Here is a 14,262-nt window from a genome sequence, read left to right as displayed (position 1 = left end):
ACCTATTACCCGAGGTTGTCATGACGACGCTGATTATTGAGCCAAAACAAGAGCCGCAGGATGTGCCGGGCGTGGTGATACCGCCACCGGGCGTGAGCGAGCCGGTAATCAAAAACACCCTGTTTTTTCCTGACGTGGATCCGAAGCGCGTGCGGGAGGAAATGCGTTTAGAGCAAACCGTTTCCCCCGTGCGCCTGCGCCGGGCGATTAAGACCGCCATCGCGGAGACAAATGCGGAGCTGAGCGAATGGCGCGAGCGCCAGCTCGAAGCCGGTCACTCCACGCTGGCGGATGTCCCGACCGACCAGCTCGACGGTGAGAGCGTGCGCGTTTTCCACTATTTCAACGCCGTGTGTGCCATGACGACAGCCACGCTCTATGAACGCTTTCGCGGCGCGGATGCGACCGCCAAAGGTGACAAAAAGGCCGACAGCATCGACAGCACTATCGATGAGATGTGGCGGGATATGCGCTGGTCAGTGGCGCGCATCCAGGACAAAGCGCGCTGTATTGTGGGGCAAATCTGATGAAAGCGTATGCGCTGCAGGGCGACACCCTCGACGCGATTTGTGCTCGATATTACGGGCGCACTGAGGGCGTGGTCGAAACCGTGCTGGAGGCTAATCCCGGCCTGTCTGAGCTCGGCGTCATTATGCCGCACGGCACGGCAATTGAGCTGCCCGAGACCGACAGCGCGGCCAGAACCGAAACGGTGAATCTATGGGACTGAGCATGGAAAAAATCACCACGTTTATAGCCTACTGGCTGGCCGTTGCGCTGGCGTATCTCGGGGCAATTTCACCCGAAAAGATGGCGCTTTACGTGGGTGGCGGATGCGCCATTTTTACCGCGCTGACGAACTACTGGTTTAAGCGCAAGACGTACCTCTATCTGACATCGCTCGGACTCGATAAAGGGGCTATTCGTGAAATCAATCGTTAAGAAATGCAGTGTGGCCGCAGTGCTGGCGCTGGCTGCGCTGATGCCTGACTTTCGTCTGCTTAACACCTCGCCCGAAGGGCTGGCCCTGATTGCCGACCTTGAAGGTTGTCGCCTGACGCCTTACCAGTGCAGCGCGGGAGTGTGGACGTCAGGCATCGGCCACACTGCAGGCGTCGTCCCGAAAGGGGAAATCACCGAGCGTCAGGCGGCGGCGAACCTTGTCGCGGATGTGCTGAGCGTCGAGAAACGTTTGGGTGTATGCGCGCCGGTGAAAATGCCGCAGCACGTTTACGACGCGCTGGTCAGCTTCTCTTTCAACGTGGGAACCGGCGCGGCCTGCCGGTCGACGCTGGTCTCGTTTATCAAGCGCCAGCAATGGCCGCAGGCGTGCGAACAGCTCACTCGCTGGGTTTACGTGAACGGCGAAATTAACAAGGGGCTAGAGAACCGCCGCGCGCGCGAGCGTGCTTACTGCCTCAGGGGGATTCAATGAAAGTGATGTTGTTTTTACTGGTCGCGCTGATTGCTGTTGTGCTCTGGCAGCGTCATGAAAACGGCAACCTGACGCGCTCGTTTGAACGGGCGAACAGGGTCGCCACTGAACAAAAAACCGCGATCGGAATGCTGAAAAATCAGCTTTCCGTTTCGCAGGGAATTGCCAGGCGAAATGAAACCGCGCAGGTCAGTCTACGCGGCGAACTGCTGGCCGCCGGTGCAATGGCCGTGCGGCGTGAAGAAACCATTACGAGGCTGATAAATGAGAATGAAACCCTACGCCGCTGGTATAGCGCTGAGCTGCCTGATGTTGTGCGTCGGCTGCACACCCGCGCCGCCTGCGCCTCCGCCGGTCATTGTTTACAGCGCCTGTCCGAAGGTGAGCTATTGCCCAATGCCGGGAAGCGACCCGGCCACTAATGGCGACCTGAGCGCCGATATTCGCAGGCTTGAGCACGCGCTCGCCGCCTGCGCGCTGCAGGTTGAAACCGTCAAAGACTGTCAGGATAAACTCGATGAAGAAAGCACGCAGCCTGCGCGAGGCGCTGATTAAAGCCGTTCCGCAGCTTGAAACAAACCCCGAAATGATGCGCATCTTTGCCGATGAGGGCAATATCGACGCGCGGCTCGCGGCCTCGCTGTCGCATGAGAAAATTTACACCCTGAATGTGATCGTGTGTGACTTTGTGGGCGACCCTGACCTGATTTTCGTGCCGGTGGCCGCATGGCTCAGGGAAAACCAGCCGGATATCTGCATGCTCGATGACGGCCGCAAAAAGGGCTACCGTTTCCAGATGGATTTGAACGACGGGGACAGCGTCGATATCAGTATCAGCCTGCAGCTCACCGAGCGCACCCTCATCAAAGAGGAAAACGGCGCGCTGCACGTAAGCTATGCCCCTGAGCCGCCGCTGCCGGAGCCCGTCACCCGGCCAAAAGAGCTCTATATCAACGGCGAACTGGTGAGCAAATGGGATGAGTGAATTTAAGCCCTTTGAAGACCGGCTCAATGGTCTGATTGCTGCCCTGTCACCGGCTGCGCGCCGTAAGCTGGCCGGAGAGATAGCAAAGGAGCTTCGCAAGTCGCAACAGCAACGTATCAAGCTGCAGAAAGCACCGAATGGCTCACCGTATCAGGCGCGAAAGCGTCAGCCGCTCAGGGCTAAAACCGGTCGGATTAAACGGGCGATGTTCCAGAAGCTCCGCACAAGCCGCTACATGAAAGCCACTGGCCGTAATGATGCAGCAGTGGTGGAGTTTACTGGCAGGGTGCAACGCATTGCACAGGTGCATCAGTTTGGACTTAGAGATCGACCAAATCCATATAGCTGTGCCATGCAATACCCGGAACGCCAGCTACTTGGATTAAACAAGGATAGTAAACACGCCATTGAAAACTTGATTCTTGTACACTTGAATAGTGATTGTAATAAGTAGTCATTTTATCTTTGTTGCATAACTTGCTCAGTGAGGGTGCATATTTTTATTGTCAAAATCGGTATGACGTAAGATGATATGTGCATGGAACTTTACTTAGGTGAAATTTACTGTGGATCAATATATTTTTGAGTTTACAAGGTCATTTATTAATGCCGCGCCATTTATATTATTAATTGTTGTTGGTTTTGTTGCTCTGCGCAAACCGTTTTATAAGTTTATATCCCGTAATCTTCTAGATGCAGGGAGTGATCGTTACGATTCTGTAGATAAGGATATTACTTCGGAAGAGAAGGTGACTGCTGAGGAGCAATTAAAAAAACATGTTCGCGAAATATTATTGAGCGAAGTTGGTAGTGATGGTTTTACTGAATATAAGGATGCTCTAAATAAACTGATTGAATCTAAACAGAGTGAGATTACAAAGGATGTACTGTCAAAAGCCAACTCTGAAAAGGAAATTGAAGATGTTATTGCCGCATCTATAAAGATATCGGTAGAGAAAGTTACAGATAAGCTAATACGAAATGATGGTCGTTTTCAAGATTTGGAAGAGAAGACCTTGGAGCGGCTTAATTTAATAAAGATTTCCTCATTTTTGGAACATTTAGAAAAAGAGTACAATGCCACGCGAAGTACCAAGGCATTAATGAGTAACATGTTTATTTTCGTTAATTTTATTTATTTTTTCGGTTTATTGGGGTTTTTAGTGTTGGGGCAGGTTAGGGAGAGTGTTGTTACGCCTCCAGCTATTTATATGGCGGTATCATTTTCATATATTGGGTTGGGTGCCTTTGTAGTTTATATGATTAAATTTTGCAATGCTCGCAGTTTAACTTTGCTTTCTTTGAGAGAGGACTTTTTAAAAAGAGAACAGGTTAATTGCATGGCAGCTAAGATGGTGGAACTAGGAACAAATGAGCATCATGTTGCTTTGCTTCAATTGATTAATTCTAGCATTGCTACGAAAGAACAAAAAATCAATCATCCTTACGAGATGCTACTATATGGTATCAAAGATTCGAATATTATGTTCAAGGGTGGAAAGTTCGAGGTAAGGAAAGAAGCCTCTTCTAAGGGAAGTTGAAAGGGTTGAATTAACTGGGCGCATTAAATATGCGCCTTGTTTCTAAATGCGCTAGATGTCAGGTAATAATGCGGTATTTATTCGGTTAGGTGCCTATTCGAAAAGATTCTAAAATAAACAATTTCAATCTAGCTACATTGATGCCTGTTGTGTCATTACACACAAAACCCCACTCAATTGCCGCTGGCCTCGACCGGCGGCATCCTTTCCCCATGAATAATCTAAATTCTCTTCAGGAAATCGCACGCGCGATCCGCAACCTTATCCGCACCGGCATCGTGACCGACGTCGACCACGACGAGGGGCTTTGTCGTGTCCAGACCGGCGGCATGGAAACCACCTGGCTGAACTGGCTAACCTGCCGCGCCGGTCGCTCGCGCGTATGGTGGGCTCCATCCGTTGGCGAGCAGGTGCTTTTGCTGGCGATCGGCGGCGAGCTCGATACGGCATTTGTGCTGCCCGGCATTTTCTCGGATGACCATCCCGCGCCGTCTGCCTCCCCTGATGCGCTTCACGTGTCCTTTCCTGACGGGGCGGTTATTGAGTACGAGCCCGAAAACGGCGCGCTCACTGTGTCAGGCATCAAAACCGCAGACGTCACCGCGTTGGATTCCATTACGGCCACCGTGCCGGTGGTGCTGGTGAAAGCATCGAGCCGCATCACGCTCGATACGCCGGAGGTGGTATGCACTAACAAGCTGACAACCGGCACGCTCGAAGTGCAGAAAGGTGGGAAGATGACCGGGAACATCGAGCACACCGGCGGGAAATTTATCAGCAACGGCGTGCAGGTGGATGACCACGCGCACGGCAACGTACAGAGCGGCGGGAGCTGGACTAAGGGGACACAATGACGGTGCGTTATCTCGGTATGAACAGCCAGACCGGCCTCAGTATCTCTGAGGTCGAGCACATCAGGCAAAGCGTGCGCGACATTCTGGTTACGCCGGTTGGCTCGCGCATCATGCGCCGTGAATACGGCTCGCTCCTGTCAGCACTGATTGACCAGCCGCAGACCCCGGCGCTGCGCCTGCAGATTATGGCCGCGTGTTATTCCGCGATCCAGAAATGGGAGCCCCGCGTCAGCCTGACAAGCATCACCTTTGAGCGGTCGGATAATGACGGCGGGCTGTATGTCGACATCACCGGCACGCACTCGGCCAGCGGCCAGCCCTTTTCCCTCACCATTCCACTGAGTTAAACGCTATGGCAATTGTTGACCTGAACCAGCTCGCCGCGCCCGATGTCGTGGAAGTGCTGGACTATGAGAGCATCCTGAGCGAGCGCAAGGCAACGCTCGTCTCGTTATACCCAGAAGAACAACAGGAGGCCGTCGCGCGCACCCTGACGCTCGAATCAGAGCCGATTGTTAAGCTGCTGCAGGAAAACGCCTACCGGGAAGTTATCTGGCGACAGCGCGTCAACGAGGCTGCGCGTGCGGTCATGCTGGCGTATGCGGAAGATGCCGACCTTGACCAGATAGGCGGAAATTATAACGTCGAGCGCCTCGTCATCACGCCTGCAGACGACACGACGTTTCCGCCCACGCCAGCAGTGATGGAGTCGGACACCGACTATCGCCTGCGCATTCAGCAGGCTTTTGAGGGACTGAGTACCGCAGGCTCAACCGGCGCATATCAGTTTCATGGCCGCAGCGCTGACGGGCGTGTCGCGGATATTTCCGTCATAAGTCCCGAGCCTGCGTGTGTGACCGTGTCGGTGCTGTCGCGTGAAAATAACGGCGTGGCCTCTGACGAACTGCTCGCCAACGTGCGCACTGCGCTTAACGACGAGGACGTCCGGCCGGTGGCCGACCGCGTGACCGTGCAGTCAGCGAAAATTGTCGACTATAAAATCACCGCGTCGCTTTACCTTTACCCCGGTCCCGAAAGTGAGCCGGTACTCAGTGCGGCAAAAGCAAAACTGCAGGCGTATATCACCGCACAGCACCGGCTCGGGCGTGACATCCGTAAATCTGCGATTTATGCCGCGCTCCACGTTGAGGGTGTGCAGCGCGTCGAGCTGGCCGCGCCGGTGGCTGACATCGTGCTCGATGAGACTCAGGCGTCATGGTGCACCGAGTACAGCGTGACCATCGGGGGCAACGATGAATGATACCCGACTGTTGCCGGTGGGCTCGTCGCCTCTTGAGGTGGCGGCGGCGCGCGCCTGCGCTGAAATCGAAAATACCCCCGTTCCCCTGCGCCGTCTCTGGAGCCCTGACGACTGCCCGGCAAACCTGCTGCCGTGGCTGGCGTGGGCGTTTTCCGTTGACCGCTGGGATGAGAAATGGACGGAGGCCACAAAAAGGGAAGTGATCCGTGCGGCGTGGTACATCCACGCGCACAAGGGAACGATAGGGGCGGTGCGTCGTGTGGTGGAGCCCCTCGGCTATCTGATTAACGTTACTGAGTGGTGGGAAACCAGTGACCCGCCCGGCACGTTTCGCCTCGATATCGGCGTGTTAGAGACGGGCATCACCGAGGAAATGTATTACGAAATGGAGCGGCTTATTGCTGATGCAAAGCCAGCAAGTCGCCATCTTATCGGCCTTAACATCATTCAGGATGTGCCGGGCTATCTCTACACCGGTGCGCTGACATATGACGGCGACATCATCACGGTTTACCCCGGATAAGTGAGAGCACAATGACAGTGAAATACAAAACGGTCATCACCAAAGCCGGTGCAATCAAGCTGGCCGCAGCGACCGTCCCGAACGGGAAAAAAGTTAATTTTACAGCGATGGCCGTGGGTGACGGTGGCGGCACGCTGCCGGTGCCTGACCCTAACCAGACAAAGCTTGTCAAAGAGGTCTGGCGTCACGCACTGAATAAAATCAGCCAGGAAAAAAAGAATAAAAATTATGTCGTGGCGGAGCTGCTTATCCCGCCTGAAACCGGCGGTTTCTGGATGCGTGAAATTGGGCTCTATGATGACACCGGCACGCTGATTGCGGTGGGTAACATGGCCGAAAGCTACAAACCCGCGCTCGCTGAGGGCTCAGGGCGTGCGCAGACCGTGCGTATGGTTATCATGGTGAGCGACATCGAGTCAGTCGAGCTGACGATCGATACCTCAACGGTGATGGCCACGCAGGACTACGTCGACGATAAGCTCGCGGAGCATGAGCAGTCCCGTCGCCATCCTGACGCCACGCTCACCGCAAAGGGTTTCACTCAGCTAAGCAGTGCGACCGACAGCGCGTCTGAGAGCGTCGCAGCGACGCCGAAAGCGGTCAAGGCGGCGTATGACCTTGCGAAAGGGAAATATACGGCTCAGGACGCCACCACGGCGCAAAAGGGTATTGTCCAGCTCAGCAGCGCGACCGACAGCGCGTCTGAGACGCTCGCAGCGACGCCGAAAGCGGTTAAGGCTGCATATGACCTTGCGAAAGGGAAATACACGGCTCAGGACGCCACCACGGCGCAAAAGGGCATCGTCCAGCTCAGCAGCGCGACCGACAGCACGTCTGAGACACTGGCGGCGACGCCGAAAGCGGTTAAAACCGCAAACGACAACGCCGCTGCAGCTAATAAAAATGCCAGTGAGCGAGTCAGTAAATCCGGCGACAGTATGACCGGAACGTTAAATCAGGACTCAGTAGCGCAGTCGACCTATAACATGACGGCACTTTCCAATGCTGCGACGGGCAATAAAAATTATCTGCGTAAAATGCGCGGAGGCGGGACGGATACTATCTGGCATGAAACCGTTCAGGGTGGCGAGTATCGTCTGGCGACAGGCACCACCGATGCACAGGAGGAGCTGGCAATCAATACCAGCACCGGTGTCAGAGCGCGAGGGCATTTCACCTCGCAAAATGGCGGGTTTTATTCAGGGAACGCTAAAAAGTTTTCCTTCGTTTCTTCAAATACGTCTGACAAAAACGCCACCTTGCGCCTTTGGGGGAATGCAGACCGACCAACTGTCGTTGAATTGTCTGATGACTCGGGCTATCACTTTTATTCTCAGCGAAGTAAAGATGGCTCGTTACTATTTCAGATGAACGGCGCGGGGCAATTTAGCAGATACTTACGCGCAGGCGGGGAAGTGCAATCCAGCTCGGCTAACAGTTACCGTATTGCATATGGTGACTACGGTACATTCTGGCGTAATGACGGGTATAACCTTTACCTCATGCTGACCAATAAGGGCGACGCTTACGGAGCTTATAATGCAATCCGTCCATTACGCGTGAGCCTTGAAACCGGCGCGCTGCAGTCAGAAACGCCACTGACTGTAGGCAACACAATTTATGCATCAAAGGAAATTACAGCGGGTTATAGCGGGAATTATGGCTGGGCTAATCAATATGGCACGAAAGCCCCGTTTTTTAATTCATATTCAACCACTGGTGCAAGTGAATACCATCCGATAATTAAACAACAGGCATCCATCACCGGTAAAAACTCCTGGGCTTTTTCCTTAGGTACGTTGGTAAGTGGTGACGCTCTTTCGTGGCACCTGCATATGAAAGGAAGTGGCGTCCAGGATGTTAATTTCAAATGGGATACTAACGGTAACTTTTCTGCGCCGGGTCAGATCATTCCGGGTAGCTTTGCGAACTTTGACGGGCGTTACTACACCAAAACGCAATCAGACGCAGGGTATATGCCGAAAACGGGGGCGTATACCAAGGCTGAGAGCGATGCCCGGTACTACACCAAAGCGCAAAGTGATGCGGGATACAATGCCAAAAACACCGCTTCTCTTTCTGCTACCGGAGGGTGGCAGCAGGACAATTCGACCGGTCTGATTATACAGATGGGAACAGTAACCCGAACGGGCTACAACACAGCCGTCAATTTTCCTAAGGCGTTCCCTAATTTCTGCATGGGCGTCCTGCTTACGCTCAGCGATGCAGGCACAGGTAACCTTTCCGACTCATCAAGCAACATCAGATCGTTAAGCCACAGTAAAACTGGTTTTAATTATGGTGCGAACGGCAATCCTGAAAAAACAGCATTCTGGGTCGCATTTGGTAAATAGGATAAAAAAATGAAAGAAAGATATTTCTGGAGTGCAAAAGAAAACGGCTTTTATCCTGAGTCAATGAAAGCACTTTATGAGAACAGCCCGGATGGCTGGCCGGAGGATGCCGTAGAAATTAGTGAAGAACTTTATAATTCCCTTCTGGAGGGGCAATGCAGGGGCAAAGTGATCACCTCTGGCAGCGATGGCACCCCGCTACTTTCGGATCCGGTTATTGACCACACTGCGTTAGCGGAGGCAGAAAAAAGCCGTCTCGGTAGCAAAGCGGAAGAAATGATTTTGCCTCTGCAGAGGGCGGTAAAGTACGAAATTGCGTCAGAGGAAGAAATGGAGCAGCTTAAAGAATGGGAAATTTTCAGTGTAAAACTCAGTCGTATTGATACTTCTCTAGCACCTGAAATCGAATGGCCTGAGCCCCCGTCGGACGAATAACGAATAACAACAAGCCCGCATTGTGCGGGCTTAATTTTAAGAGACTTTCCCTGATTAATCGCTGAAAACGTTGAATCACACTGGCAGGTTATCGTGACGGCTGACTGCCCGTTGTGCTGTATTCCCCCCAACGGCATTACGTTTCGCAGACCATCAGCACAACCGAAAATAGTCGCACCCCTTAACCACGGAGTTAAACAGATGGGCGACTATCACCACGGCGTCGAGGTCATAGAGATTAACGATGGCACGCGCACCATTTCCACCGTCTCGACGGCCATCATCGGCATGGTCTGCACGGCCAGCGATGCTGATGACGTAACATTCCCGCTTAATGAGCCGGTGCTGATTACCAGCGTGCAAAACGCTATCGGTAAAGCCGGTACAAAAGGCACATTATCAAAATCCCTGCAGGCCATTGCCGACCAGTGCAAGCCGGTCGTTGTGGTTGTGCGCGTTGCCGAAGGTACCGACGACCCTGAAGACCCGGAAGCGGCGCAGAAAGAGACCATTTCCAACATCATCGGCACCACCGACGAAAACGGCAAATACACCGGGCTTAAGGCGCTGCTGGCTGCAAAAACCGTCACCGGCGTTAAGCCGCGCATTCTCGGCGTGCCGGGTCTGGACTCTCAGGAAGTGGCGACCGCGCTCGCGGCGACCTGTCAAAGCCTGCGCGCGTTTGGCTATATCAGCGCGTGGGGCTGCAAGACCATTTCTGAAGCCATTGCCTACCGCGAGAATTTCAGCCAGCGCGAACTGATGGTCATTCACCCTGATTTTCTGGCATGGGACACCACGGCGAACGATACCGATATTGCATGGGCGACCGCCCGCGCGCTCGGCCTGCGCGCCAAAATCGACCAGGAGACCGGCTGGCACAAAACGCTGTCTAACGTCGGCGTGAATGGCGTCACCGGCGTCAGCGCCTCGGTCTCGTGGGATTTGCAGGAGAAAGCCACCGACGCAAACCTGCTTAATCAGGCCGGTGTCACCACGCTTATTCGTAACGACGGCTTTAAATTCTGGGGCAACCGTACCTGCTCAGATGACCCGCTTTTCCTGTTTGAAAACTACACCCGCACGGCGCAGGTGCTTGCCGACACGATGGCGGAGGCGCATGCGTGGGCGATTGATAAACCCGTCACCGCGACGCTTATTCGCGACATCGTCGCCGGTATGAATGCGAAATTCCGCGAGCTGAAAAACAACGGTTATATCGTTGACGGCTCCTGCTGGTACGACCCGGAGTCAAACAGCGTGGAAACGCTCAAGGCGGGGAAACTGTATATCGATTACGACTACACCCCCGTCCCGCCGCTGGAAAACCTGACCCTGCGCCAGCGCATCACCGATACCTATCTGGCGAACCTGTCAGACTCGGTCAACAGCTAAGGAGCTCAGAGCATGGCGTTACCACGCAAACTGAAATACCTGAACATGTTTAACGACGGTCTCAGCTACATGGGCGTCGTTGAATCCGTCACCCTGCCAAAGCTGACCCGTAAGCTTGAGAAATATCGCGGCGGCGGGATGCCGGGCTCGGTGTCGATTGACCTCGGCCTCGATGATGATGCGCTGTCGCTTGAGTGGACGCTGGGCGGTCTGCCTGACGTCGAACTGTGGGCGCAGTACGCGTCACCGGGCGCGGATAGCGTGCCGCTGCGTTTTACCGGCTCATACCAGCGCGATGACACCGGCGCAATTTCTGCCGTTGAGGTGGTCATGCGTGGCCGTCACAAAGAGTATGACGGCGGCGAAAACAAACAGGGCGAAAGCGGTACGACCAAAATCTCGACCGAGTGTACTTACTACCAGCTCACGATTGACGGCAAAGAGGTCATCGAGATTGACGTCATCAACATGGTGATGAAAGTCGACGGCGTCGACCGTCTGGCGGAACACCGTAAGGCCATCGGCCTGTAACCCCTTAACCGGTCAGTCAGGCTGGCCGGTCAGTTAACTTTGACGAGACCAACATCATGGAAAACATCAACGAAACCGAAAAATCAAACATTGTGATCCTCGATAACCCCATCATGCGCGGTGAGAAGAAAATCGAGCAGGTGACCGTCACAAAACCCAACGCGGGAACCCTGCGCGGTGTGAGTCTGGCCTCGCTGGCAAACTCTGACGTCGATGCGCTGATTAAGGTGCTGCCGCGCATGACTTACCCGGCACTCACCGAGCATGAGGTCACGCGTCTGGAAGCATCAGACCTAATTTTATTCGCCGGTAAGGTGGTTGGTTTTTTGTCGCCATCTTCGGCTCGCTGACGTTTCCCGATAACCTGTCGGTCGATGACCTGATGGCGGATATCGCGGTGATTTTTCACTGGCCGCCATCAGAGCTGAATTCCCTGAGCGTGACCGAGCTCATCACATGGCGCGATAAGGCGCTGCAGCGAAGCGGAAACCACCATGAGCAATAACGTCAGACTTGAGGTGCTGCTTAACGCAGTAGACCGGGCAAGCCGACCGCTCAAAGCTATCCAGACTGCCAGCAAGACCCTTGCTGGCGATATCCGCACTTCTCAAAACACCCTGCGCGATCTGAATGCGCAGGCGTCCCGAATTGACGGATTCAGGAAAGCGAGCGCACAGCTTGCCGTGACCGGTCAGTCGCTTGATAAAGCGAAACAGGAGGCCGCAGCATTGGCCGTCCAGTTTAAAAACACAGAAAACCCGACTAACGCGCAGGCGCGCGCGATGGAGGCGGCAAAGAAATCCGCCGCTGACCTGCAGCTCAAATATAACGGGCTCAGGCAGTCGGTGCAGCGCCAGCGCACCGAGCTCGCGCAGGCCGGGATAAATACCCGCACGCTGTCGGCAGACGAGCGACGCCTTAAAACCAGTATCAGCGAGGCAACCGCGCAGCTTAACCGGCAACGTGATGCACTGGCGCGCGTCAGTCAGCAACAGGCCAGACTCAGCGCGGTAAAAAGCCGCTATGAATCCGGGCAACAGCTCGCCGCCGGTGCGCGTAATGCCGGGATGGTGGGCGTCGGGGTGGCGACCGCCGGGCTTTATGGTGCGTCACGCTTTATTGCGCCGGGTATCGGTTTTGATAAGCAGATGTCAGGCACGCAGGCGATTCTCGGGCTCGATAAGGGCGACGATAAGCTCGCGGCCATTCGTCAACAGGCGCGTGATATTGGTGCGACAACCGCCTTTTCGCCGGGTGATGTAGCGCGCACGCAGACCACGCTCGCACGCTCGGGCTATAACGCCGATGACGTGCTGGCTGCGACCGGTTCGACCGTAAACCTGAGCCTCGCGGCCGACGTGGATATCGCAGAAGCCGCCGACATTATCACTAACATGCAGTCGGCATTTAACCTGCCGACCACCGAGATTGAGCGTGTCGCGGATGTGATGACTAAAGGTTTTACGTCATCAAACACCGGCCTCGTCGAGCTGGGCGAGGCGATGAAATATGTCGCGCCAATTGCTGAGGCTGCAGGTGCGAGCATCGAAGACACGACCGCCATGCTCGGCATTCTGGCGGATAACGGGATTAAAGGCTCGATGGCCGGGACGGGGGCGAGCGCCATTTTCAACCGCCTGCAAGCCCCCATGGGTAAGGCCGTTGAGGCTATTTCAGAATTAGGCGTGAAAACCCGCGACGGCAAAGGGAACATGCTGCCGGTCGAGAAAATCCTCAAAGATATTCACAAGTCCTTTGCGAAAAACAAGCTCGGTACGGCGGAGCAGGGCGAATATCTGAAAGTGATTTTCGGTGAAGAGGCCATGAAGGGCGCGATTAAACTCGTCGCTGCTGCCGGTGATGGTTCGCTCGATAATAAGCGCCAGCAAATCCGGGATTCTAAAGGCACGACCGAACGCATTGCGAAAATTCAGACGGACAACCTCGACGGCGATCTGAAAAACCTGCAGTCAGCATGGGAAGACCTGCAGATTGAGGTTTTCGAAAAAGAAGACTCAGCACTGCGTCGCCTGACGGTTTCCGCAACAGACTGGCTCGGCAAGGTGGCCGCGTGGGCGAAAGCTAACCCTGAACTGACGCAAACCCTGTTTAACCTTGTCGCCGGTGGGCTGGCGCTGGTTGGGGTGCTCGGCGGGATTGGTCTGATTGCATGGCCTGTCATCGCAGGGATAAACGCGATTATTGCTGCTGCTGGCATGCTGAGCGTCGTTTTCACTACTGCCGGAAGTGCCATTGTCGCGGCATTAGGGGCAATCAGTCTGCCGGTGGTCGCGGTGGTCGCTGCCGTGGTGGCCGGTGCGCTGCTCATCCGTAAATACTGGGAGCCCATCAGCGTATTCTTCTCGGGTGTGGTAGAGGGATTAAAATCGGCCTTTGCGCCGGTGGCGGAAATCTTCTCGCCGCTCGCGCCGGTGTTTGATTCCATCATCGAAAAACTGCGCGGGGTCTGGCAGTGGTTCACTAACCTGATAGCGCCGGTTAAGGCAACGCAGGAGACGCTCGACAGCTGTAAAAATGCGGGGGTGTTGTTCGGTAAGGCACTGGCCGACGCGCTGATGTTACCGCTCAATAGTTTTAACAAACTGCGCGGCGGCGTTAACTGGTTACTGGAGAAACTCGGGGTTATCAATAAAGAGTCGAGCGACCTTGACCAGAAAGCCGCAAAAGCCAATGCGGCAACGGGTTCAGGTAAAGAGTTAAGTATCAGACCAACCCCGTTGTTTGGCGATTCTCAGTGGTATCACCCGGTGCCGGTTCCTGCCGGGAAGACCTACGTAGACCAGAGCAAGCCAGAATATAACATCACCCTACATGGTGGCATCGCACCGGGTACAGACCTTGACCGGCAGCTCCGCGAAGCCGTCGAAAGACTCGACCAGCAAAACCGTGCGCGTCAGCGCTCAAGTATGCGTCACGATGGATGAGGG

20 protein-coding genes are annotated in these 14,262 nt (G+C 54.6%); all 20 read left to right on the top strand.

The window, feature by feature from the left end; genetic code table 11:
- The first annotated feature begins 20 nt into the window (after window positions 1-20).
- The 20 genes from AC2FAP_RS06165 (at window position 21) to AC2FAP_RS06070 (ending at window position 14,259) form a co-directional block, all read left to right on the top strand.
- Window positions 21-527: a head completion/stabilization protein gene (locus AC2FAP_RS06165; RefSeq protein ID WP_485452867.1), complete on the top strand. Its 507-nt coding sequence runs from the start codon at window positions 21-23 to the stop codon at window positions 525-527.
- The gene (locus AC2FAP_RS06160) at window positions 527-730 is read left to right on the top strand and encodes a tail protein X (protein ID WP_063848548.1); all 204 of its coding nucleotides are present in this window, start codon (window positions 527-529) and stop codon (window positions 728-730) included. Before AC2FAP_RS06165 ends, AC2FAP_RS06160 begins: the two co-directional genes overlap by 1 nt.
- Window positions 721-942 carry a phage holin family protein gene (locus AC2FAP_RS06155; protein ID WP_014170137.1) on the top strand — a complete coding sequence of 74 codons (222 nt, stop codon included), beginning with the start codon at window positions 721-723 and terminating at the stop codon, window positions 940-942. The genes AC2FAP_RS06160 and AC2FAP_RS06155 overlap by 10 nt, the downstream gene beginning before the upstream one ends.
- Window positions 926-1,435, top strand: a complete 510-nt coding sequence (locus AC2FAP_RS06150; RefSeq protein WP_193136867.1) for a lysozyme — start codon at window positions 926-928, stop codon at window positions 1,433-1,435. The genes AC2FAP_RS06155 and AC2FAP_RS06150 overlap by 17 nt, the downstream gene beginning before the upstream one ends.
- A complete protein-coding gene (gene lysB, locus AC2FAP_RS06145; RefSeq protein ID WP_485452866.1) occupies window positions 1,432-1,857 on the top strand; it encodes an Rz-like lysis system protein LysB in 426 nt (141 codons plus the stop codon). Before AC2FAP_RS06150 ends, lysB begins: the two co-directional genes overlap by 4 nt.
- Entirely contained in the window at window positions 1,745-1,990 is a 246-nt protein-coding gene (gene lysC, locus AC2FAP_RS06140) for an Rz1-like lysis system protein LysC (RefSeq protein WP_485452865.1), read from the top strand. The genes lysB and lysC overlap by 113 nt, the downstream gene beginning before the upstream one ends.
- Window positions 1,953-2,420, top strand: coding sequence for a phage tail protein (locus AC2FAP_RS06135; RefSeq protein WP_485452864.1), 468 nt, complete (start codon window positions 1,953-1,955; stop codon window positions 2,418-2,420). The genes lysC and AC2FAP_RS06135 overlap by 38 nt, the downstream gene beginning before the upstream one ends.
- Window positions 2,413-2,874, top strand: coding sequence for a phage virion morphogenesis protein (locus AC2FAP_RS06130; protein WP_485452863.1), 462 nt, complete (start codon window positions 2,413-2,415; stop codon window positions 2,872-2,874). Before AC2FAP_RS06135 ends, AC2FAP_RS06130 begins: the two co-directional genes overlap by 8 nt.
- A gap of 100 nt (window positions 2,875-2,974) precedes the next feature.
- The gene (locus AC2FAP_RS06125) at window positions 2,975-3,961 is read left to right on the top strand and encodes a hypothetical protein (protein ID WP_485452862.1); all 987 of its coding nucleotides are present in this window, start codon (window positions 2,975-2,977) and stop codon (window positions 3,959-3,961) included.
- Between the two features lie 212 nt (window positions 3,962-4,173).
- Window positions 4,174-4,815 carry a phage baseplate assembly protein V gene (locus AC2FAP_RS06120; protein WP_485452861.1) on the top strand — a complete coding sequence of 214 codons (642 nt, stop codon included), beginning with the start codon at window positions 4,174-4,176 and terminating at the stop codon, window positions 4,813-4,815.
- On the top strand, window positions 4,812-5,162 hold the full coding sequence (locus AC2FAP_RS06115) for a GPW/gp25 family protein (RefSeq protein ID WP_485452860.1): 351 nt from the start codon (window positions 4,812-4,814) through the stop codon (window positions 5,160-5,162). Before AC2FAP_RS06120 ends, AC2FAP_RS06115 begins: the two co-directional genes overlap by 4 nt.
- 5 nt (window positions 5,163-5,167) lie before the next feature.
- Complete coding sequence (locus AC2FAP_RS06110; RefSeq protein WP_485452859.1) at window positions 5,168-6,076, top strand: baseplate assembly protein; 909 nt, start codon at window positions 5,168-5,170, stop codon at window positions 6,074-6,076.
- The gene (locus tag AC2FAP_RS06105; RefSeq protein ID WP_050737060.1) at window positions 6,069-6,599 is read left to right on the top strand and encodes a phage tail protein I; all 531 of its coding nucleotides are present in this window, start codon (window positions 6,069-6,071) and stop codon (window positions 6,597-6,599) included. Before AC2FAP_RS06110 ends, AC2FAP_RS06105 begins: the two co-directional genes overlap by 8 nt.
- Before the next feature lie 11 nt (window positions 6,600-6,610).
- Complete coding sequence (locus AC2FAP_RS06100; RefSeq protein WP_485452858.1) at window positions 6,611-8,953, top strand: phage tail-collar fiber domain-containing protein; 2,343 nt, start codon at window positions 6,611-6,613, stop codon at window positions 8,951-8,953.
- A 9-nt stretch (window positions 8,954-8,962) separates the two neighbouring features.
- On the top strand, window positions 8,963-9,388 hold the full coding sequence (locus tag AC2FAP_RS06095) for a tail fiber assembly protein (RefSeq protein ID WP_458655559.1): 426 nt from the start codon (window positions 8,963-8,965) through the stop codon (window positions 9,386-9,388).
- Between the two features lie 201 nt (window positions 9,389-9,589).
- Complete coding sequence (locus AC2FAP_RS06090; RefSeq protein ID WP_058681332.1) at window positions 9,590-10,783, top strand: phage tail sheath protein; 1,194 nt, start codon at window positions 9,590-9,592, stop codon at window positions 10,781-10,783.
- A gap of 12 nt (window positions 10,784-10,795) precedes the next feature.
- On the top strand, window positions 10,796-11,314 hold the full coding sequence (locus AC2FAP_RS06085) for a phage major tail tube protein (protein WP_126347593.1): 519 nt from the start codon (window positions 10,796-10,798) through the stop codon (window positions 11,312-11,314).
- A gap of 56 nt (window positions 11,315-11,370) precedes the next feature.
- Window positions 11,371-11,664: a phage tail assembly protein gene (locus AC2FAP_RS06080; RefSeq protein WP_485452857.1), complete on the top strand. Its 294-nt coding sequence runs from the start codon at window positions 11,371-11,373 to the stop codon at window positions 11,662-11,664.
- Between the two features lie 32 nt (window positions 11,665-11,696).
- The gene (locus AC2FAP_RS06075; RefSeq protein WP_032658721.1) at window positions 11,697-11,819 is read left to right on the top strand and encodes a GpE family phage tail protein; all 123 of its coding nucleotides are present in this window, start codon (window positions 11,697-11,699) and stop codon (window positions 11,817-11,819) included.
- Window positions 11,809-14,259, top strand: coding sequence for a phage tail tape measure protein (locus AC2FAP_RS06070; protein WP_485452856.1), 2,451 nt, complete (start codon window positions 11,809-11,811; stop codon window positions 14,257-14,259). The genes AC2FAP_RS06075 and AC2FAP_RS06070 overlap by 11 nt, the downstream gene beginning before the upstream one ends.
- The last annotated feature ends 3 nt before the right edge of the window (window positions 14,260-14,262 follow it).

This window comes from Enterobacter cloacae complex sp. 394I7 (assembly GCF_057320345.1).
Note: the sequence above shows the minus strand (reverse complement) of the source record. Positions and strands in the feature narration are given on the sequence as shown.